At 62.7% G+C, this 19,256-nt stretch carries 22 protein-coding genes; 18 read left to right on the top strand and 4 right to left on the bottom strand.

The window, feature by feature from the left end; translation table 11 throughout:
- Positions 1-7 precede the first annotated feature (7 nt).
- From ACMT3I_RS07195 to ACMT3I_RS07125, 15 genes are all read left to right on the top strand, one after another.
- Complete coding sequence (locus tag ACMT3I_RS07195) at positions 8-337, top strand: flagellar FlbD family protein (RefSeq protein WP_414803784.1); 330 nt, start codon at positions 8-10, stop codon at positions 335-337.
- On the top strand, positions 337-1,101 hold the full coding sequence (locus tag ACMT3I_RS07190; protein WP_414803783.1) for a motility protein A: 765 nt from the start codon (positions 337-339) through the stop codon (positions 1,099-1,101). Before ACMT3I_RS07195 ends, ACMT3I_RS07190 begins: the two co-directional genes overlap by 1 nt.
- Positions 1,098-1,925 (top strand): flagellar motor protein MotB, encoded by an 828-nt coding sequence (locus tag ACMT3I_RS07185; RefSeq protein WP_414803782.1) that lies wholly within the window; start codon positions 1,098-1,100, stop codon positions 1,923-1,925. The genes ACMT3I_RS07190 and ACMT3I_RS07185 overlap by 4 nt, the downstream gene beginning before the upstream one ends.
- A gap of 57 nt (positions 1,926-1,982) precedes the next feature.
- Entirely contained in the window at positions 1,983-2,906 is a 924-nt protein-coding gene (locus tag ACMT3I_RS07180; RefSeq protein ID WP_414803781.1) for a flagellar motor switch protein FliM, read from the top strand.
- Complete coding sequence (fliN, locus tag ACMT3I_RS07175; RefSeq protein WP_414803780.1) at positions 2,903-3,625, top strand: flagellar motor switch protein FliN; 723 nt, start codon at positions 2,903-2,905, stop codon at positions 3,623-3,625. The genes ACMT3I_RS07180 and fliN overlap by 4 nt, the downstream gene beginning before the upstream one ends.
- Positions 3,626-4,075: a flagellar biosynthetic protein FliO gene (gene fliO, locus ACMT3I_RS07170; protein WP_414803779.1), complete on the top strand. Its 450-nt coding sequence runs from the start codon at positions 3,626-3,628 to the stop codon at positions 4,073-4,075.
- Between the two features lie 44 nt (positions 4,076-4,119).
- A complete protein-coding gene (gene fliP, locus ACMT3I_RS07165) occupies positions 4,120-4,926 on the top strand; it encodes a flagellar type III secretion system pore protein FliP (RefSeq protein WP_414804032.1) in 807 nt (268 codons plus the stop codon).
- Positions 4,926-5,201 (top strand): flagellar biosynthesis protein FliQ, encoded by a 276-nt coding sequence (fliQ, locus tag ACMT3I_RS07160; RefSeq protein WP_414803778.1) that lies wholly within the window; start codon positions 4,926-4,928, stop codon positions 5,199-5,201. Before fliP ends, fliQ begins: the two co-directional genes overlap by 1 nt.
- A gap of 2 nt (positions 5,202-5,203) precedes the next feature.
- Positions 5,204-5,962: a flagellar biosynthetic protein FliR gene (locus tag ACMT3I_RS07155; protein WP_414803777.1), complete on the top strand. Its 759-nt coding sequence runs from the start codon at positions 5,204-5,206 to the stop codon at positions 5,960-5,962.
- A complete protein-coding gene (locus tag ACMT3I_RS07150; RefSeq protein WP_414803776.1) occupies positions 5,962-7,059 on the top strand; it encodes a flagellar biosynthesis protein FlhB in 1,098 nt (365 codons plus the stop codon). The genes ACMT3I_RS07155 and ACMT3I_RS07150 overlap by 1 nt, the downstream gene beginning before the upstream one ends.
- A 1-nt stretch (position 7,060) precedes the next feature.
- A complete protein-coding gene (locus ACMT3I_RS07145) occupies positions 7,061-9,109 on the top strand; it encodes a flagellar biosynthesis protein FlhA (protein WP_414803775.1) in 2,049 nt (682 codons plus the stop codon).
- Positions 9,084-10,058 (top strand): hypothetical protein, encoded by a 975-nt coding sequence (locus ACMT3I_RS07140; protein ID WP_414803774.1) that lies wholly within the window; start codon positions 9,084-9,086, stop codon positions 10,056-10,058. The genes ACMT3I_RS07145 and ACMT3I_RS07140 overlap by 26 nt, the downstream gene beginning before the upstream one ends.
- A 4-nt stretch (positions 10,059-10,062) precedes the next feature.
- On the top strand, positions 10,063-10,332 hold the full coding sequence (locus tag ACMT3I_RS07135; protein ID WP_414803773.1) for a carbon storage regulator: 270 nt from the start codon (positions 10,063-10,065) through the stop codon (positions 10,330-10,332).
- A 165-nt stretch (positions 10,333-10,497) separates the two neighbouring features.
- Positions 10,498-11,148: a GntR family transcriptional regulator gene (locus ACMT3I_RS07130; RefSeq protein ID WP_414803772.1), complete on the top strand. Its 651-nt coding sequence runs from the start codon at positions 10,498-10,500 to the stop codon at positions 11,146-11,148.
- A 68-nt stretch (positions 11,149-11,216) separates the two neighbouring features.
- Positions 11,217-12,524, top strand: coding sequence for an MFS transporter (locus ACMT3I_RS07125; RefSeq protein ID WP_414803771.1), 1,308 nt, complete (start codon positions 11,217-11,219; stop codon positions 12,522-12,524).
- Between the two features lie 22 nt (positions 12,525-12,546).
- On the opposite strand, the gene ACMT3I_RS07120 is transcribed toward ACMT3I_RS07125, so the two are convergent.
- Entirely contained in the window at positions 12,547-13,554 is a 1,008-nt protein-coding gene (locus tag ACMT3I_RS07120; protein WP_414803770.1) for a hypothetical protein, read from the bottom strand.
- A gap of 231 nt (positions 13,555-13,785) precedes the next feature.
- Positions 13,786-14,187, bottom strand: a complete 402-nt coding sequence (locus tag ACMT3I_RS07115) for an RNA-binding S4 domain-containing protein (protein ID WP_414803769.1) — start codon at positions 14,185-14,187, stop codon at positions 13,786-13,788.
- An 80-nt stretch (positions 14,188-14,267) separates the two neighbouring features.
- Here ACMT3I_RS07115 and ACMT3I_RS07110 point away from each other — a divergent pair, with 80 nt between their 5' ends.
- On the top strand, positions 14,268-14,792 hold the full coding sequence (locus ACMT3I_RS07110; protein ID WP_414803768.1) for an adenine phosphoribosyltransferase: 525 nt from the start codon (positions 14,268-14,270) through the stop codon (positions 14,790-14,792).
- A 46-nt stretch (positions 14,793-14,838) separates the two neighbouring features.
- Positions 14,839-15,288, top strand: a complete 450-nt coding sequence (locus tag ACMT3I_RS07105) for an NUDIX domain-containing protein (protein WP_414803767.1) — start codon at positions 14,839-14,841, stop codon at positions 15,286-15,288.
- Between the two features lie 11 nt (positions 15,289-15,299).
- Here ACMT3I_RS07105 and ACMT3I_RS07100 read toward each other — a convergent pair whose 3' ends face one another.
- Positions 15,300-16,124, bottom strand: coding sequence for a DUF1295 domain-containing protein (locus ACMT3I_RS07100; RefSeq protein WP_414803766.1), 825 nt, complete (start codon positions 16,122-16,124; stop codon positions 15,300-15,302).
- Between the two features lie 100 nt (positions 16,125-16,224).
- Here ACMT3I_RS07100 and ACMT3I_RS07095 point away from each other — a divergent pair, with 100 nt between their 5' ends.
- The gene (locus ACMT3I_RS07095) at positions 16,225-16,749 is read left to right on the top strand and encodes a hypothetical protein (protein WP_414803765.1); all 525 of its coding nucleotides are present in this window, start codon (positions 16,225-16,227) and stop codon (positions 16,747-16,749) included.
- A gap of 10 nt (positions 16,750-16,759) precedes the next feature.
- Here ACMT3I_RS07095 and ACMT3I_RS07090 read toward each other — a convergent pair whose 3' ends face one another.
- Positions 16,760-19,243 carry an ATP-dependent DNA ligase gene (locus tag ACMT3I_RS07090; protein ID WP_414803764.1) on the bottom strand — a complete coding sequence of 828 codons (2,484 nt, stop codon included), beginning with the start codon at positions 19,241-19,243 and terminating at the stop codon, positions 16,760-16,762.
- Positions 19,244-19,256 lie beyond the last annotated feature (13 nt).

The following is a 19,256-nucleotide window of genomic DNA, read 5'->3' as shown; positions in this document are numbered from 1 at the left end:
AGTACACATGATCGTTGTCACACGGCTGAACGACAGCCAATTCGCGATCAACCCTGATCTCATAGAACGCATTCATGTCACCCCGGACACCACGCTCATTATGGTGGACGGTGCGAAGTTCATCGTCACAGAGTCGATGGACGACGTCATCGAGAAGATCGCGTGTTACCGCGCGCGCATCATCGCGTTGGCGTATGAGCCGCCGCCTGCGTCGCCGCCAAAAATGAGGCCGCTCGGGCTCGTGTCGTCTGCTGATAGCACTGACATTGAGCTTGTGCGTGTTAACGACAGTCTTGAGGCCGACAACACTGTTCAGCTTCGTCCCTGGAGGAAGTAATGGATCCGGCTACCATAATTGGCATCGTTGTCGCCTTCGGTGCGCTCTTTGCGATGCTCACCCTCGAAGGCTCGCACCTCTCGTCGATCCTGCTGCCCGCACCGATGGTGCTTGTCTTCTTCGCGACGATCGCCGTCGGTATCGCCGGTGGCACAATGAAGGACTTCTTCATCTCCGTCAAGGCGCTTCCGCGCGCATTCCGCGGAAAGACAACCCCGCCCCAGCTGGTGATCGACCAGGTTGTCGGACTCGCAGAGACCGCCAGGAGCAAGGGCCTGCTCGCCCTGGAAGAGGAAGCGAACAACGTTGAGGACCCCTTCTTGAAGGGCGCGCTGCAGAACATCGCCGACGGAACCGATGGTGACGAGCTGCGCATGCTGCTTGAAGACGAGATCGCGACCAAGTCAAAGTCCGACAGGATCGCTGCCCGCTTCTTCATGAGCCTGGGCGGTTATGCACCGACAGTGGGCATCGTCGGCACTGTCGTGTCGCTTACCCACGTGCTTGAGAATCTTGAATCACCTGACACGCTCGGTCCGATGATCGCCGCGGCATTCGTTGCGACCCTCTGGGGCCTGCTGTCCGCCAACTTCTTGTGGCTGCCCATCGGCACCAGGCTGAAGCGACTCGCCGACCTCGAGGTCGAGCGGATGACGCTTCTCATGGAAGGCGCCCTTGCCCTCCAATCCGGAAGCCAGCCGCGAGTGCTCGGAGAACGACTGCGTGCGATGGTGCCCGCCGAGGCGCTGTCTGAAGCAGCATGAGCGCCCGGCCACGCAGCCGGAAGGCTGTAGAGACCCCTGACGAACATCCGGATGAGCGGTGGATGGCCTCCTACATGGACATGGTCACCGTGCTGATGTGCATGTTCATCGTGCTGTTCGCCATGTCAACAGTCGACCAGGAGAAGTTCGAAGCACTGAAGAACTCGTTGGCAACTGGGTTCGGCACTGAAGCGTCGGAGTCTATCGACACCACGAACGGCGTGGTCGTCCCTCCGGAGCTCATCTCGAAAGAGGAAGATGCCGAGGGATTCACCGACATCACCGTCGCTCAGCAAGAAGTCGATGAGCTGCGGGAGATCCAGGCCAGAATCACAGCGAACCTGGAGGCGAACGGCGTCGAGGACCTCGTGAGGTTCAAGATCGACGACCGCGGCCTGACCATCGGTCTGGTCGGATCAGAGACCTTCTTCCAGCCTGACCTCGCCGACCTGAGCTCGTCGGCTCTCGTCGTGCTCGATTCCGTTGCGCCCGTCATCGCGCCTGACACCCGGGAAGTCTCGATCGAGGGACACGCGGACCGCCACGGGCGGACAGTCAACTTTCCTACTGACTGGGAACTGTCATCAGGTCGGGCGACCCAGGTGCTTCGGCGCTTGGTCGAGTCCGGGGGAGTCGGTCCTGAGCGCGTCGCCGCTGTCGGTTACGGTTCGGCCAGACCGACAGCAACGGGCGACGGCCTGGAAGACATGGCGATGAACCGTCGAGTCGATCTCGTCGTGCTGTCTGAGCTGCCCGAATCGGTCAGGGCGCTGATCCCTGGCATCGTGTCTGACTCGACAGCTTCGGCCAGCGCTGCCCGCTAGGCATATTCCCGCCAGAGATTGCTTACCGGCCGGTAGAACCGGCCGATTGTGTTCTACGTGACGGTCCAGGAACAACTCAGCATCAGCGCGCCCACTCGAGGTGTCAGCCCGGTCGAGCTTTACGACTTTCGGCGGCCGACGACTCTGGCGCGCGAGCACACCAGGGTGCTTGAGCTCGCCTTCGAGACATTCGCTCGCCAGTGGGGTACCCAGCTGACGGCGAAAGTCAGGGTTATGTCGCAGGTCACCTGCGAGCTGGTCTCGATGCACAACTACGACGAATACGCTGCCTCACTTCCCGCGACCACGGCGATGGTGCTCTGCAGCATCGAGGGACTCGCGCCCAAAGCAGTCATCCAGTTTCCGACATCCGCTGCGCTGTCCTGGGTCGTCAACATGCTGGGAGGCACGGGCGGTGGCGGTGTCGCCGAACGAAAATTCACTCAGATTGAGCACGCATTAGTACGCCGTCTCATGGAAGACGCGCTCGAAGACCTGCACTACTCTCTCGGTTCTCTGCTGGGCGCCCCCATGAGCGTCGACGGAATCCAGTACAACTCGCAGTTCGCCCAGGCCGCTGCAACGCAGGATCTGATGATCGTCTCGATCTTCTCTATTCGGGTCGGCGAACACACTGCTAAGGCCACTGTCGCTGTGCCTGCTGAGGCATTGCTGCCACAGCTGGGGGAGGCGAACCCGACAAGCACGACGGCGAACGCGAAGCAGCTCATCCACGATCAGATGGCATGGGTGCCCGTTGACGTGTCGGTGCAGCTGGCGTCGGCTCGGGTCGTCCCGAGCATGATCCTCGGCCTGAAGGTCGGCGATGTGCTGCCGATCCCGCATCCCCAGCATCGGCCGCTTGACGTGGCAGTCGACGGGCATCCACTCGCACGTGCCGCAGTCGGAGCCAATGGTTCCCGTTTGGCTTGTGTGGTCGTCAACGGCCCCGCCGCAACAATTGAGGAGAAAACAGCATGACCAAGAAGACCACCGCCACTCTCGGTTCCCGCCACACCGACGCCGTAGCGGCGCTCGTACGGGTACTTCCGACGATGAGTCCTCTCGTTGCGACAGTGTATTCGGGAGCCATCCCCGCCGGTCAGCTTGATGCCGCAGTCGGAGCATCGTTCGTCGGTGCCGTCTCGGCTGACATCGCTGTCGTCGTGCGTGATTCAAAGACCGTCACTGCGGCCGCTGCCGTCGAGCCCGCGCTGATCTCTGTCGAAGACGTATTGCGACCCTCGCTTGAGGCAGCGGCTGAGACCCTCGGCACCGGCGTGCTCGGATCGACGAACACACAGGATGCCACTGCGCTGTTCAGTGATGCAGACACCGTCGTGTTCGAACTCACCGATGGTGGCGAGAACGCCGGCTGGTTCCTGATGCGAATCAGGGAAAACGGTACTGTCGGCACCTTCGACAACCGCGCAGGCAACGAGTCGGTCGTCGGCAAGCTTGGTCGTATCAACAGTGTTGAGATGGCGCTCACCGTCGAGATCGGTCGCACCCGGATGTCAGTGCGCGACGTTCTTGCCCTGGAGCCAGGCGCCGTCATCGAACTCGACCGCTCAGCCGGTGCACCGGCCGACGTGCTGCTGAATGGTCGACTGATCGCGCACGGCGAGATCGTCGTCGTAGACCAGGACTACGCAGTGCGCATCACCCGCATCCTCGATGTTGCTGAGGGCCTCTCGTAAGTGGACACCCTTGTCATCGCGCTTCGCGTAGCCCTCTCCCTGGCAGTCGTTGTCGGGTTGCTGTGGTTCATGCAGCGCAGGGTCACGCGCAGTAAACGGGTGAGTAAGAATGCACAGCTCATCCAGGTTGTCGGCAGGCAGGGCGTCGGTCAGAAGGCGTCTGTCGTTGTTGTCGACATCGATGGCCGGCGTTTCGTGCTCGGTGTGACTGAGCAGAACGTGAACGTGTTGCAGTCGGCGGAGGCACCGGTCGACGTGGCTAACGAGATGAGCGCATCCGCTGACCTCTTCGCCCGCTCCCTCGATTCTGCGACCGATGAACTCGACGCACCGGTCGATGCTCCTGCGGACCAGGCGGCGTTCGCTGCAGCACCCCGCGCGCTGGGCGGTTCGATTCTGTCGCCGTCCACCTGGAAACAGACAGCTGCCGCCCTGCGGCAACACCAGTGAACGTAGTCAGCGTTCACGCGGTCAACCGCACCAGGCGCATCCGCATGGCCGTGCTCATCGCACTCGGCCTGATGATTGTCATCGCCCTCGTCATGCTGTCTGCGTCGGCCGGCTTCGCGGCACCAGGCGACCCAGGCGAACCCCTCGATCCCACGGCGCCGACCGACCCCACTGCTCCAGGTAGCGGCCTCACCATTGACATCAACGGTCCGAACGGTACGCCATCATCGGCCGTCGTCACCCTGATCGGCATCACGCTGCTCTCGGTCGCACCCGCGCTGCTCTTGATGATGACCTCGTTCACCAAGATCTTCGTCGTGTTGGCCATGACTCGCAACGCCCTCGCGCTGCCGTCGATTCCGCCGAACCAGGTACTGGCCGGCCTCGCGCTGTTCCTGTCGTTGTTCATCATGTCGCCGATCTTGATCGACATCAACGATTCGGCAGTGCAGCCGTATCTGAACGGTCAGATCGACTTCACGGCTGCGGTGGACCTCGGTTCTGAGCCACTTCGCCAGTTCATGCTTGCCCACACCCGTGAGGAAGACCTCGCGTTGATGACCAGGGCGGCCGATGCCCCGAATCCCGAGTCGGCGGACGTCGTGCCGATGCTCACGCTGATTCCGGCATTCATGATTTCCGAGTTGCGGGCCGCGTTCATCATCGGCTTCGTCATCTTCATCCCCTTCCTCGTGATCGACCTCGTCGTGTCTGCCGCGCTGATGTCGATGGGCATGATGATGCTTCCGCCGGTTATGATCTCGCTTCCGTTCAAGATCCTGCTATTCATCCTTGTTGACGGATGGGGACTCATTGTCACCTCCCTGATCTCCAGCTATCGAGGTGGCTGATGGATGGCAACGCAGTACTCGATATCGGCCTGCAGGCGATCATCATTTCGGCCAAGCTCGCCGCCCCCATCCTGATCACCGCCTTGGTCGTCGGCTTCACCATTTCGTTGTTCCAGTCGATCACGCAGATTCAGGAAGTCACGCTGTCGTTCGTACCCAAGGCCATCGCCGTGTGCGTCGCCCTGATTGTTTGTGGGCACTGGATGATCTCGGAACTCGTCTCGTTCACCAATGCCATGTTCGACAAGATCCCCGGACTCATCGGGGGAGGCTGAGCGTGAACATCACCCTGAACTTCGAGTGGATCGAAGCCGTGATGCTTGCAAGCGTGCGCATTGTGGCGTTCGTTGCCGTTGCACCGCCGTTTTCCTACAACGGATTCCCGCTCCGTATTAAAGGGATGCTGGCTATCGGCCTTGCTCTCGCTGTCTCACCACGCGTCACCCCCGACTACGTGGCGAGCGGCACAGCTGAATACATCGGCGCTCTTCTTCTGGAAATCGTCGTCGGCGGCGTGCTCGGCTTTCTGGTGATGCTGGTTTTCGCGGCAGTGCAGTCAGCTGGCAACCTGATCGACATGTTCGGCGGATTTCAGATGGCACAGGCCTTCGACCCCCAGGCGATGTTGAACGGTGCCCAGTTCACCCGGCTCTATCACATGACCGCATTGGCGCTTTTGTTCGCTTCGGGCGGTTACCAGCTGTTGTTCGGTGGCCTCTTCCGCACGTTCGACGCCATCCCACTCGGTGCAGGTCTTGACCTCGCATGGAGTGCTGACGCGATTACCAACGGAATCGGGCAGACGTTGTTGGCCGCTGTGCAGATCGCCGGTCCGCTGATCGTCGTCCTGTTCCTCGCCGACGCGGGACTCGGCCTACTCACCAGAGTGGCCCCAGCGCTCAACGCTTTCGCCCTCGGCTTCCCGCTCAAGATTTTCCTGACGCTCACCCTCGGTTCAATCGCGTTCATCGCGTTGCCCCGAGTCGTTTCCGCCCTCACCGGCCAGGCAGTGACCCAGCTGATCGGGGTGAAGTAATGGCTGATTCCGGCGAACGTACCGAACAAGCGACCCAAAAGCGGATGAAGGAGGTCCACTCAAAGGGCCAGCTCTCCAAGTCCCAGGATGTGACGGCCTGGGTCGGCATCGGCGCTGCGGCAGCAATGATGCCGTTCACCATTCAGGCCGGGTCCGAAGCCGGCATCGACCAGATGTTTACCGTGAGCCATCTGGCCAGCCAGCCAGAGCCGGAGCTCGCCGTGCAGGCACTCGCTGACGGACTTGGCTCCATCGCCGCAACCATCACGCCACTTCTCGTCGTCGTGCTGGTAGCCGTGCTGGTCGGAGCCGTCGCCCAGGGCGGCATCCACTTCAAGAAAATGAAGGGCAAGTACGAGCAGTTCAACCCGGTCAGCGGACTGAATCGGACCTTCGGTACCCAGGCGCTCTGGCAGGGTGCCAAGGCGCTCGTCAAGACAGTCGTCGTCGGTCTGGCGCTGGCAATCGTGATCCAGAGTCTCATCCCGGTGCTGATGACCGCGGGCGGGCTGCCGGTCAACGTACTGCTCGATGCCGCCGGCGGCGGTGTTGCCGGGCTGATCCAGACCGCTGTCGCAGCAGGCTTGATCCTGGCCGCCGCCGACCTCTTCGTCGTCATGAAGCGCAACCGCAAGAAGACCAGGATGACCAAAAAGGAAGTCCGCGATGAGAACAAGAGCTCAGACGGTGATCCGCTCATCAAGTCTCAGCGTCGGTCACGACAGCTTGCAATGAGCCGCAACCGGATGATGGCTGCCGTCGCCACCGCCGACGTCGTGCTGGTGAACCCCACCCACTTTGCTGTCGCGTTGAAATACGAGGCAGGTAAGTCGGCGCCGCGCGTCGTGGCCAAGGGTGCTGGAATCATCGCCCAACGCATTCGTGAAAAGGCAGAGGCCGACAGCGTGCCCATGGTCCGTGACATCCCGCTCGCCCGCGCCCTGCACTCAGCCTGCGAGATCGGGCAAGAAATCCCTGTCGAGCTGTACAACGCCGTCGCTCGCGTGCTCGCCTTCGTGATGTCGCTCCGTGCCAGGGGAGCCGCGCTCGGCGTACACACCATGTCTGAACTCGCAACACAATCAGGAAGCCGTTGACATGAAACGAAACCTAGGAATGCTCGCTGTCCCCGTCGGGGTCGTCGGCATCGTTCTCTTGCTTGTGGTGCCGGTGCCTGCAGTGCTTCTCGACGTGCTCATCATCCTCAACATCCTGCTCGCGCTGGTGATCCTGTTGACGACGATGTTCGTGCAGAAGCCGCTCGACTTCTCGGTCTTCCCCTCCCTGCTGCTTGTTGCCACACTGTTCAGGCTCGGCCTCAACGTGGCATCTACCCGCCTGGTTCTCGGCGACGGATACGCCGGCCAGGTGATCGAAGCTTTCGGACACGTCGCCGTCGGCGGCTCGATGATCATCGGTGCTGTCATCTTCCTGATCCTCGTCGTCATCCAGTTCGTCGTGGTGACCAAGGGTGCAGAGCGTGTTGCCGAAGTAGGCGCCCGATTCACGCTTGACGCAATGCCGGGTAAGCAGATGGCTATCGATGCCGACCTGAACGCCGGACTGATCACCGATGTGCAGGCGCGTGAGCGTCGAGCAGAAGTATCGGCCGAAGCTGACTTCTACGGCGCGATGGACGGTGCATCCAAGTTCGTCAAGGGTGACGCGATCGCCGGAATCATCATCATTATCATCAACATCATCGGTGGCATCGGCATCGGCATGATCCAGCGCGGCATGGAGATCGGCGAGGCGCTCGACACCTACGCCCTGCTGACCATCGGTGACGGCCTCGTCACCCAGATCCCTGCTCTGCTGATGGCCGTCTCCACCGGCATGATCGTCACTCGATCAAACGCCGAGTCCGACATGGGGTCGACGGCATCCGCCCAGCTGACCCAGTCACGCAACGCCTTGATGATCGCGGGAGTCGCCGCCATCCTGATGGCCCTGATTCCCGGGATGCCGATCATTCCGTTCATTTCCGTCGGCGTGGGGCTGTTGATCATCGCCCAGCGAATCAAGGCCAGGAAGGATTCAGACCAGGCGTCAGTAGACGCCACGGCGGAGGGTGAGCGCACCACCCAGTCGGATAGGCCGGAAGACCTCATCGAGCAGATGCGCGTGCACGCCCTGGAGATCCAGCTGTCGCCTGACCTCGTCGATATCGTCTCTGGTGCATCGGATGACCTGCTGGCCAGAGTGCGCGCTCTCCGACGCAAGATTGCCCTCGACCTCGGCATCGTGGTGCCGCCGGTTCGCACCAGGGATAGCGTCGAGCTTCCGCCGTCGACCTACGTCATCCGGATCGCCGGCGTTGAAGCCGGCAGGGGGCTGGCCCCGGCAGGCAAGGTGCTCGCCCTCGGTGACCAGCTTGATTCGCTGCCAGGCATGACGACAATCGAGCCGGTCTTCGGATTGGCCGGCAAATGGGTACCGAGCGAGATGCGCCACAGCGCAGAGATGACAGGTGCCACCGTCATCGACCGTGTTTCGGTGTTGGTGACGCACCTCTCGTCGATCATCACGCAGAACGCCGCTCGACTGTTGTCTCGCGAAGACGTGCGTGTGCTGACCGATGGCGTCAAGGCGGTCAATCCCTCTGCCGTCGAAGAGCTCGTGCCCGGCCTGCTGTCACTCGCTGAGGTCCAGCGCGTGCTGCAGGGCCTGCTCGCCGAGCAGATCCCGATCAACGACCTGCCTCGAATCTACGAGGCGCTTTCGCTCAAGGCCAAGACCTCGGCAGAACCCGAAGGGCTCATCGAAGCAGCCAGGCAGGCACTCGGCCCTGCACTGGCCATGCAGTACCTCGACGGTTCAACCCTGCGGGTCATTATGATCGACCCGATGCTTGAACAGTCGATGATGGAAGGCATGCGTCATGGCGACGGCGGCAGCCAGATCCTGCTCGACCCTGCCAAGACCGAAGCAGTGCTCGCCTCCCTGAAGGACGCGGTGCAGACGGTAGAGCTGAGCGGATATTCAGCGGTGCTCGTGTGTGCTCCGGCGCTGCGCCCCGCCATCCGCCGGCTGGTATCGACGCAGACCGGTGGCCTGCCCGTGCTGTCGTACCAGGAAGTCACCGCGGCCAATGTCGGAATCGAAACAGTAGGAGTGGTTCGTGGAACCGAAGCAATTTCAGCTTGAGGGGCAGTCGCTCAGTGAGATCGCAGACCGGGTGCGTACCCTTTACGGTCCCGATGCCCGCATCGTGTCGGCCGAACGGGTCACCGTCGGGGGAGTGAAGGGGTTCTTCTCCAAGCAGCACTATGAGGTGACCGTGGAGGAATCCGCGCCAACAGACGCGCCGGGTGGCGCGCACGGGATCGGTGACACCGACCTCACCAGGCGGCTCGGAATCGCGGCGCTGCTTGATGACGCCGACGATGCTGAGGCTTTGATTCAGGAGATTCCGAGTGCGCAGGGTATGCCGGACTCCCGGCTCTCCACGTCGTCTGCTGACTTCGCCGCCATCATGGACAATCTGACGACAGCGACGGGTCTTGGCGTCGAGTTGGATGTCGACGCAGCGTTCCGCTCGCAGACACCCGTACCCGCACCCGTGCAGCAGCTCTCTGGTGGCCATGCGCCCCTCATCCTCACCGGGGCGGGCGACCTGATCCTCATTGCCGGCATGAACGATGACGCGCTCAGTGTTGCCACCGCGATGGCGGCAACCTGCAACGGCCTGGTCAAGCGCGCAGGCGTGCTCGGCACCGACTCGGTCGGTTCAGGAGTATCACTGTCTGACCGGCGTGGCGCGCTTGCAGCGCGTGCCGCCGGGGTCGAAAACGATGCTGCAGTATTCGTTGCCTGGGGGCTGCCTGCACTGCCTATCGGAAGCGGTCGCGACGGGTTCGCACTGGCCGCAGGCGACCTCGGAGCCGATCAGGCCTGGGTCGCCGTCGACGCAGGCAGGAAGCCGGCGGATACCGCGGTCTGGGTTGCCGCGCTGGCCGCAGCTGTTCGCCTTGATGCTCTTGCCGCCGTCGGCGTCACGGCGACCCAATCGCCTGAGACGATCAGATTGCTGGGGGTCCCCGTCGGCTGGGTCGACGACGGCCCCGCGACTCACGCGTCGCTCCCGGTAAGCTGATCAGATGCTGGTTCTTACGCGAAAGCCCGGAGAGAAGATTCTCCTCGGTGACGACATCGTCATCACCGTGCTCGATTCACGCGGCGACAGCATCCGTATCGGTATTGATGCACCCCGTGGACTGAAGATTCAGCGCGATGAGGTGCTGCGTGCGGTGAGTGAAGCCAATCGTGCGGCGACGGCGTCGTCGGCCGATGTAGACGCAGAGGCAGCCATCAAGGCAAGCCTGGGTCTCGGCGTGGCTCCGTCGGCGACCACCCATCCTGAAGCGTAACCAGCAGGCCGCCCCTTCGATTCACTCGACTTCACGTCGCACGTACTGCATCGTGCACCCCTGGTCACCCGTTGCTGCGGGCTGACAGCCCTGCGGTGGCGTCCACCAGTCACGAGAGCGTGTAGAATACTTCTTGTATCTATGATGCATATCAAGGGAGTTTGAGTGACGGGTCCTGTCGCTGTCGAGTCAGCTGCAGAGCGGGCTTATGCCGAGGTGAAGGGTCGTATCCTCGACCGCACAATTGAGGGTGGAACTCTCCTCAGCGAGGGCGAAATTGCTCTTGAACTCGGCGTCAGTCGTACTCCGGTGCGCGAGGCGTTTCTGCGACTGCAGGCCGAGGGCTGGATGAAGCTCTACCCGAAGCGAGGCGCCCTGGTGCGCGAAGTGCGTCCGCGTGAGATCAACGAGGTGCTTGAAGCCAGACGACTCATCGAGTCGGCCGCGGTTGCCAATATTGCAAACGATGCTGATGCCATCAAGCGACTCTCAGATCGACTCGATGCGCTGATCGCTGAGCAGGAAGAGGCGATCCGACAGGACGACCTCGATGCGTTCGCTGTAGCGGATGTAGCGTTCCACCAGGCCGTCGTTGAAGCCGGCGGCAACAGCATCCTGAGCGAGGTCTACCAGACCCTGCAGGATCGCCAGCGCCGCATGGCAACCAGGTCAGTCTGGCTGCAGAGCGGTCGGCGCCAGCGCATCGTCGACCAGCACACAGAACTTGCTGCGTTGATCTCCGGACACAACCTGCGCAGCTTCGCCCACGAACTTGATGTGCACATGCGCGACATTCACCAGGATCTCCTGGCCTAAACACTTTTCACCCCCGTACACCCAGCGTCAGAGCAGCCGCCTTCCCCATCCAGAAGGAGGAGCGAATAATGACGCTCGGCACAGCATCAATCAGATTGCCGAAACCCAGTGGGGTTTCGGCAGGCCGGCAGAGCGGTTCTCGCCGCCACCCCACCGTCGGGCGCGGCCACTTTGCCTCGATCCCGGCGTGGCTGCGTGCCTGCGGGGCACTGTTCGCCGTCGCGTGGGGCGGGAATGAGTTCACGCCGCTCCTGGTGATGTATCGCGAAGAGAACGGCCTGACCAATCAGGCGGTCAACGTGCTGCTCGGGGCATACGTGCTCGGAATCGTGCCGGCCCTGCTCATCGGCGGGCCGTTGTCTGACCGCTACGGTCGCCGGCCCTTGATGTTCCCTGCCCCCGCTCTGGCAATCGTCGGCAGCAGCCTGCTCATCATCGGTGGCGTGGAGTCGTCAGCGTCGTTCCTCTTCATCGGCCGGATGTTCTCTGGTCTCGCTCTCGGGCTCGTGATGGCCGTGGGAACGAGCTGGGTGAAAGAACTCTCGCAGGCACCGTTCGACGTAGCGGCGGATAACGGCAGCGGTGCGCGCAGGGCATCCCTCGCGCTCACCGCCGGGTTCGGCTCGGGTGCGGTTGTCGCGTCGATCCTCGCTCAGTTCGGTCCGCTTCCCAGCGTGATGCCGTATCTCGTGAATATCGTTGTCACCCTCGTTCTCTGGTTCAGCATGTGGGGTGCCCCCGAGACCAGGGGCCGGCTTGAAGCGCCTGGCCGACTGCGCGACGATTTGAAGGTGCCTGCGCTGTCTCACCGACGATTCCTCTATGTCGTGCTGCCGATGGCGCCCTGGGTGTTCGGTGCGGCCGCCTCGGCATATGCGATCCTTCCCGGCGTCATGTCGATCATGGTTCCCGGCATGGAGGTCGGCTTCTCCGGACTGCTCTGCTTCGTGGCGCTCAGCTTCGGCATTCTGTCCCAGCAGTTGGCGAAGCGGCTTGACTCACTGCGCTCGGCCCGCGCGATTGGCATCGCGATGATCGTTACCATCATCGGCCTGGCTATCGCGGTGATGGCATCCGCTACGCTCTCGCTGACCGTCGCGCTCATTGCTGCCGCGGTGCTCGGTGCCGGCTATGGACTGTTGCTCGTGTCCGGGCTGCAGGAGGTACAACGCATCGCAGGGCCATCCGGCTTGGCCGGGCTCACCGCGGTGTACTACTCGTTCACCTACCTGGGCTTCTTCGTGCCCGCGATTCTGGCGCTGCTGACCCCGTGGTTCACCTATCCGGTGATGTTCGCGGCCGGCGCCGTGCTTGCCGTTCTCTGCCTCGGTCTCATCCTCGTCAACTCCCGACGGCACCTGCCGGACGCGGGCTAAACGCCACGGCTGCCCTGCGCGCTCAGGTGCCCTGCGCGGCCTCAATCGTCGTCGGGTGGAGCATCGTCCACCAGTAGCGCACCTCTTCGTAGAAGCGATCTGCGATGGCGTCGGCTCCGTCGGCAGTTGTGACGCCGATGCTGTATGTGGCGTTGCCGGGGGCTGGCCGGATTCCGGCAGCCTGGATTGTCATGGGCCTGGCCGCCCAGCCGAATTCGTTCGGTATCGCATCGAGGTAGACACGTTCGGCGACCCGCACGCGCACGTACTCCGGTCGATCGGGATCATCATCGATCAACGTCATGCTGATCTCGGCTTCTGGCCAATGCGACCAGATTCGAGCGACGATGTCGCCGCTCAGGGTGCCCGTTGCTGCGTGGGTCACGATGGTGTCCTCCTGGGAAACAAATGGTGTCAGCGACTGGGTCATAGCGACGAGAACGATGCTCAGCGCAAGGGTGAGTGTCGCAATCGATTGACCGACGAGTGTCGGCCATCGGTACCGCCAGGGAGGCTTCCCCTGGTGAAGAATGCGGTTCGCCGGGATGGTCCAGGCGAGGCCAAGGAGTGCAAGAGGTACAGCGATGACGGGCAGCCAGACCACCAGGAGCGATGCAACGCTGACGAGTGCGCCTGGCGGTCCCCGCAGCAGGCGCCTGGCGTATCGGGTAGCCGGCGCATTCGGTGGACTGTTCTCTTCGTAGTCGCCGGCCAGGGGCGAGAAGCCTGACACGCTCGGATTCGGCACGACAAAGCGTCCCATGCGCGGAGCAGGTGGCATCGCGATGGAATCGACAGCTCGTTTCTCGAACACGTCGGGAGCGAGGTCGGGCGTGCCAAGCAGCCAAAGCCGAGAATCCGCCGGATACGTCTCACGCGCTGTGCGCCACTGGGTATGCAGCTCCCGCATCACGCGGTGATCCTTCTGGAGGGACGACGCCACGCTGTCATTGGCGACGACACCGATCGCGCGACGGCCCCAGTACGTCGACCAGGCAGCGCAGAACTCTTCGAACGTCAGATCGCGCAAGTCGCCCCCTCGTGCACCGCCGCAGAGCCTCCCCGTGGCGCTGCCCCGACAGCATAGCTGCAGGCGAGCCCCGCCCTCTTGCCCCAGAACTGGGTGGCGCATCCAAGCAGAGGCCCCGCTATCGATCGCACGATCATGTCAGGCAGGAACGCCCATCAAAACCCTCGACGTGGCATTCATGGCTGTTCGGGCGGCCAGCGCTCCCGTACTCGGCGACGGCGCGCCTGAGTCTTAGTCCTCGTCGTCGTCGATGGCCAGCGAATCGCGGCCACGCAGGTGCTCGAGCTCGCGTCGTTCTCGCTTGGTCGGTCGGCCTGCGCCGCGCTCCCGCACCGGAAGCATTGCCACCTCTTCGCGCGGGGGCGGTGGTGGAGTCTTGTCGATGTAGCACTCGGCAGCGATGGCAGCACCGACGCGCTTAGTGACGATGCGATCAACGACCATGATGCGATCGAACCCGGCGGAGCGCACGCGCACTTCGTCGCCGATTCGAATCGTCTGGGCTGACTTGGCACGATCGCCGTTCACACGCACGTGGCCGGCCCGACAGGCTGCTGTGGCCTGCGACCGAGTTTTGTACATCCGCACAGCCCACACCCAGCTATCGACGCGGGCGCTGACGACTGGTTCCATGCTTCGACTCTAGCGATCAACTGCGCAGCCCGATGGCGGTATTCGGCAGCCGTTCAGGTGGAAGCGACTACTGTTGACGGGTGACTTCTGCCGCTGAACATGTGCATTCCCTACTCGCTTCCTACCCAGATTTTCCGCACGAGGGAATCCTGTTTCGGGATTTGAATCCCGTCTTCGCCAATGCTGCCGCGTTCACGTCCATCATCGATGCACTCGCAGCAGAGTTCGCCGGCACCTTCGACGCTGTCGCCGGAATCGAGGCGCGCGGATTCCTGCTCGCCGGTGCTCTCGGCTATGCGTCCGACGTGCCGGTCCTCGCGGTGCGCAAGGGTGGCAAGCTGCCTGGCACGGTGCTCGCAGAGGAATACGCTCTCGAATACGGCACTGCCCGTCTTGAGCTCGAAGTCGGCCAGCTTCCCGAGGGCTCTCGCGTCCTGATCCTCGACGATGTTCTCGCCACCGGCGGCACCGTGGCGGCAACGGCCAGCCTGATCAGCCGTGCTGGCTACTCGGTAGCCGGTGTCGGCGTCGTCATTGAGCTGAGCGACCTCGACGGTCGCTCACGCATCGAGGGCATCCCCACCCACACGATCGTGTCGTTCTAAGGCGCGCTTCGCCATGGCGTCGGATGTTGTAGGGCATGCTGGAGGCATGACTGGCAGTGGCGACGCGTGGGTATACGGCCCTGACGGACGCCGATTCTGGGGACTCTACGGAGCCGCTGGCTTGCTCGTGCATCACCCGGATGCCGGTGTCTTGTTACAGCACCGCGCGGTATGGAGTCATTTCGGCGACACGTGGGGGCTGCCGGGCGGTGCGCGTCACGTCGATGAATCGGCAGAGGAAGCTGCACTCCGTGAGGCGCGTGAAGAGGCCGGTGTGCCGGCGGAGCTCGTGCGCATCCGCTTCACTTCGGTCTTCGACCTGAAGTTCTGGTCGTATGCAACAGTCGTCGCCGACGCTCTCGAATTCTTCGAACCGGTGATCAGCGACCCGGAGAGCATCGCGTTGCGCTGGGTTCCAATCGACGAAGTCACGGCGCTTCCACTGCACCCGGGCTTCGCCGCAAGCTGGAACGAACTTCGCTCGCAGCTCGGCTGAGTGCCGACCGATCAACTCGCTTCGGCGCCGACGGCAGGGCGTGGCGGCCACGGCACGATGGGTGATGTGCGCCGCTGGTAGTCGGCGTACTCCGGATACCGCTCAAGACTGATGCGCTCGGTGAAGATAGTCGAGCCGATGAACAACAGGGTGAGCAGAAACGCGCCGATGACGCTCCACTGCCAGAGCGAGCCGACCGCGATAGCGCCGAACAGGAAGAACGCCCACCACTGCGCCTGCTCGAAGAAGAAGTTGGGATGCCGTGAGTAGCGAAACAGGCCATCCTGCAGAAACCGGGGCGTCACGGGCTGACCGGATGCCTGCAGCACCCGTTTGCGGGTCTGGAAGTTCCACTGTTGCTGATCGGCAACCGTTTCACCGACCAGGAATGCCAGGAACAGCACGGCGACCAGGACGTCGAGAAATCCGAACTGTGTGTCAGGGTGCTCGAGCACGGTGAACGCAGGCAGCGTGATGAGCAGCAACAGGATGTTCTGGTAGATCGAGATGAAGAACAGGTTGAACAGGCCAAACTGCCATGGCTTCATTCGACTGCGCAGGATGACCCAGCGGTAGTCCTGCCCGCCTGGCGCGTATCCGCCCTTCCTGGCGAAATTGAAGGTCAAGCGTGCACCCCAGAGGGTGACGAGGACCGCCATGACGGTGAGGCGGGTATCAGCGAACCCGGCTGCTGAGGTGAATACCCAGACGTAGACCACAGGGATGATCGACCAGACGCGATCGACCCACGAATACTCCTTCGTGATGAGGGAGAGTACCCAGGTCACGAGGCAGCTGGCGGCGAATATCCACAGGCACACGGTGAGCGCTTCCATGGGTGGAGCCTAGGTGAGAATCGATCTGGTCGCACGTATCAAACCAAAGTTCGATGTGGATGACAGGCAGCTGGCGCTAGCGTTGGTACTGGAGGAATCAATGAAACTGGAACCGCTGTTCCTGAAGCTCGATCGGATCGCTGGTGGTCGGAACGTTGACTACACCGTTGAACCCGAGCAACTGCGGTCGCCCAAGATCAGGCGCGCATTTATCGTCATCACCTGGCTGCTTGCCGCGGAGTTCGTGCTCGGCGTGCTGGCCATCGTCATCGCGTTCATCCTGCTCCTCGATGGGCAGACTGTCCCGCTTGCCGTGTGGACGCGCGGCCTCGTTGTGCTCGGCATGACCGTCACCCTGTTCTACTTCTCCTGGCGCGCCCAGAAGGGCTTCTACTGGGCGTATTCGCGGCTCAAACTGTTCAGCAAGATCTTCCCCATCGTCACCTTGGTGATGGCCGCTATCCCCGGGCTATACCCGTTGTGGATGATCACCGAACAGATCATCTTCAGCCTCATCATGATCGGGGTAGCCGACTACCTGTCAAGCGACTACATGCGCGATGCATTCCCAAAGCCAGCCAAAGCAGCCAAGGCAGTCAATCAGTCGGCTCATGTATCGAGCTGACGCCGGCGATTCACGACTCTCGCGCTACATCATCCGGTGTTTTGTCTGACCGCAGGCCCCGCCACGACGGATGCCGCAAGCGGTCGCTGTTTGTCCACTCGGCGAACTCCACCTCACCCACCAGTGTCGGCTCCACCCAGGTGGCGTCCCGCGCTTCGAGAGGTGGCACATCGCTGAACGGTGACGAGTCGCGCACCAGCGGAGCGAGAGTCTTCGCAATGCGCTCCAGGTCGCGATCGGTGAAGCCGGTGCCGACCCGACCGACGTAGCGCAGGCCGCCATCGTCAGGGATCCCGACGAGCAGCGAGCCGATCGTCTTTGCCCGATAGCCGTTACCCGTGCGCCAACCGCCGATCACCACTTCCTGGGTCAGGTGGTGCTTCACCTTGATCCACGAATGCGATCTGATGCCGGTGCTGTAGGTGGAATCACGGCGCTTCGCCATCACCCCTTCGAGTTTCAGGTCACGGCTTGTCTCGAATGCGGTCTCGAAGTCACCGTCGAACGCCGGCGGAACCTGGATGCTCCCCCCGGGAGTGACCAGGTCGAGAAGCGCCTCCCGCCTGGCTTCGTAGCGCTCTCCGACCAGGGGCGTGCTGCCGCGCTCGAGGACGTCGAAGAGCATGTACTGCACCGGCGTGTGTCGACGGGCAGTGGCCACCTCATGCGCAGCCGTGCGGTTCATCCGGTTCTGCAGTGCGCCGAAGCTCGGGCGCCCGGTACTGTCTGCGGCGATGATCTCCCCGTCGAGCACAGCGGATGTCGCAGACACCTGGGCGGGAAGGGTCTCGACGATCTCGGGGTAGGTGGCTGTCACATCGATGCCGTTCCGACTGACGAGGCGCACGGGAGGGGTAGCTGAGGAGTCCAGGTAGGCGATAACCCTGATGCCGTCCCACTTCATTTCGAATGCCCACTCACCGGCGTCGGTGAGGTCAGGTTCCGAACCGGCGGTGGCGAGCATGGGGGAGTAGCGCTCACGGGCCGGGGCACGTGTTGGCGCTGGGGTGGAGGTGCGTATGGGAGCCGGCGTCGGCGCGTGGGTGCTTGTGCTTCCCTGCTCCTTCATCTGGTGAATCAACCAATTGTTCGGAGCCCTGCCTGTGCCGGCTCCGCCCGTGCGGATGAGGGCAAACCGGCGCGGTTGCCCGCCGAGTCCGCCGTCAGCGAGTCCATGCAGGGTCACGATCACCTCGTCATCCCGCCACTTCTCCAGGTCGTATGTGCCGCTGTCCCAGATGGAGACGGTGCCTGCGCCATACTCTCCACGCGGAATCTCTCCCTCGAAACTGCCGTACTCCAGCGGATGGTCCTCGACCTGCACGGCGAGATGGTTCTTTGTGCTTTCGGTCGGCACGCCCTTGGGCAGTGCCCACGAGGCCAGTACGCCGTCATGCTCGAGACGAAAGTCCCAGTGCAGGTTGCGGGCGTGGTGTTCCTGAATCACGAACGAGTTCCCTGAATCCACGGCGACAGACGCCGGGATGGGTTCTGGCGTCTTCGCCGCATCGCGTTTGCTGCGGTACAGCGTGAGCCTGTCTGGTTCGGAACCGCTCTCGCTCGCATCCTCGTCAGGGTCCGGTGCCGTGTCGAGGCTGTCGGGATGCGCATCGAACAGCGCGGCGAGCGGGTCGCTCCGACGCGTCATCCGCTTCATCACCTGCTCGTAGTCGAGGTGAGCAAGATCGGGTGAGGCCAGTTCGCGCCAGGTGCGGGGGACTGCGACCATCGGGTGGCTGCGGCCCCGCAACGAATATGGGGTGATGGTGGTCTTCGATGCACTGTTCTGGCTCCAATCGACGAACACCTTGCCGGGTCGCTTCGCTTTCTTCATGTCGCTCACGACCATGTCGGGATGATCGGCCTCCAGCGCACGGGCCAGCTCGTGCGCCACCTGCGAGACCTGGTCGCTTGTCGCGCTCCGGTCAAGAGCGGCATAGAGATGGATGCCTTTGCTCCCGCTGGTCACAGGCATCGGCTCCAGTCCCATGTCCTGCAGGATCGCCCTGGCGAATCGTGCGACCTCAGCGCACTGGGGCAGAGGCACGCCCTCACCAGGATCGAGGTCAAGCACCAGCCGGTCGGGGTTCCGTGGCACGCCTGCGCGATTGAACTGCCACTGCGGTACGTGGATCTCCAGGGCTGCCATCTGGGCGAGCCAGGTCAGCGTCGCCAGGTCGTTGACCACGGGGTACTCGTTGACGTGGTCCTTGTGTGAGATGGCGCGCCGTTTCACCCACGTGGGAGCACTGGCATCCAGATTCTTTTGAAAAAACGACATTGCGGGCTCCTCTGTGGTCCCGACGCCGTGTACCCAGCGCTTGCGAGTAGCCGGTCTATTCATTGCATGCGGAATGAGAAACTCGGCAACCGCGGCGTAATAAGAAATCACGTCGCCCTTGGTCGTGCCGGTCTCCGGATACATCACCTTGTCGAGATGGGTGAGGGTGAGCCGATGACCGTCGACGCTCACCATCTGCGGGGAGTCTGCCATGATGCAAGTTTCC

The organism is Leifsonia sp. A12D58, from assembly GCF_047530025.1.
GTDB lineage: Bacteria > Actinomycetota > Actinomycetes > Actinomycetales > Microbacteriaceae > Cryobacterium.
Note: the sequence above shows the minus strand (reverse complement) of the source record. Positions and strands in the feature narration are given on the sequence as shown.

Coding starts and splice junctions, on each gene's coding strand:
- ACMT3I_RS07105 (WP_414803767.1), top strand. CDS start 14,839: ATGACTGGCAGTGGCGACGCGTGGGTATACGGCCCTGACGGACGCCGA.
- ACMT3I_RS07190 (WP_414803783.1), top strand. CDS start 337: ATGGATCCGGCTACCATAATTGGCATCGTTGTCGCCTTCGGTGCGCTC.
- ACMT3I_RS07095 (WP_414803765.1), top strand. CDS start 16,225: ATGAAACTGGAACCGCTGTTCCTGAAGCTCGATCGGATCGCTGGTGGT.
- ACMT3I_RS07145 (WP_414803775.1), top strand. CDS start 7,061: ATGAAACGAAACCTAGGAATGCTCGCTGTCCCCGTCGGGGTCGTCGGC.
- ACMT3I_RS07150 (WP_414803776.1), top strand. CDS start 5,962: ATGGCTGATTCCGGCGAACGTACCGAACAAGCGACCCAAAAGCGGATG.
- ACMT3I_RS07195 (WP_414803784.1), top strand. CDS start 8: ATGATCGTTGTCACACGGCTGAACGACAGCCAATTCGCGATCAACCCT.
- ACMT3I_RS07090 (WP_414803764.1), bottom strand. CDS start 19,243: ATGGCAGACTCCCCGCAGATGGTGAGCGTCGACGGTCATCGGCTCACC.
- ACMT3I_RS07115 (WP_414803769.1), bottom strand. CDS start 14,187: ATGGAACCAGTCGTCAGCGCCCGCGTCGATAGCTGGGTGTGGGCTGTG.
- ACMT3I_RS07100 (WP_414803766.1), bottom strand. CDS start 16,124: ATGGAAGCGCTCACCGTGTGCCTGTGGATATTCGCCGCCAGCTGCCTC.
- fliQ (WP_414803778.1), top strand. CDS start 4,926: ATGGATGGCAACGCAGTACTCGATATCGGCCTGCAGGCGATCATCATT.
- ACMT3I_RS07125 (WP_414803771.1), top strand. CDS start 11,217: ATGACGCTCGGCACAGCATCAATCAGATTGCCGAAACCCAGTGGGGTT.
- ACMT3I_RS07185 (WP_414803782.1), top strand. CDS start 1,098: ATGAGCGCCCGGCCACGCAGCCGGAAGGCTGTAGAGACCCCTGACGAA.
- ACMT3I_RS07135 (WP_414803773.1), top strand. CDS start 10,063: ATGCTGGTTCTTACGCGAAAGCCCGGAGAGAAGATTCTCCTCGGTGAC.
- fliP (WP_414804032.1), top strand. CDS start 4,120: ATGGCCGTGCTCATCGCACTCGGCCTGATGATTGTCATCGCCCTCGTC.
- fliN (WP_414803780.1), top strand. CDS start 2,903: ATGACCAAGAAGACCACCGCCACTCTCGGTTCCCGCCACACCGACGCC.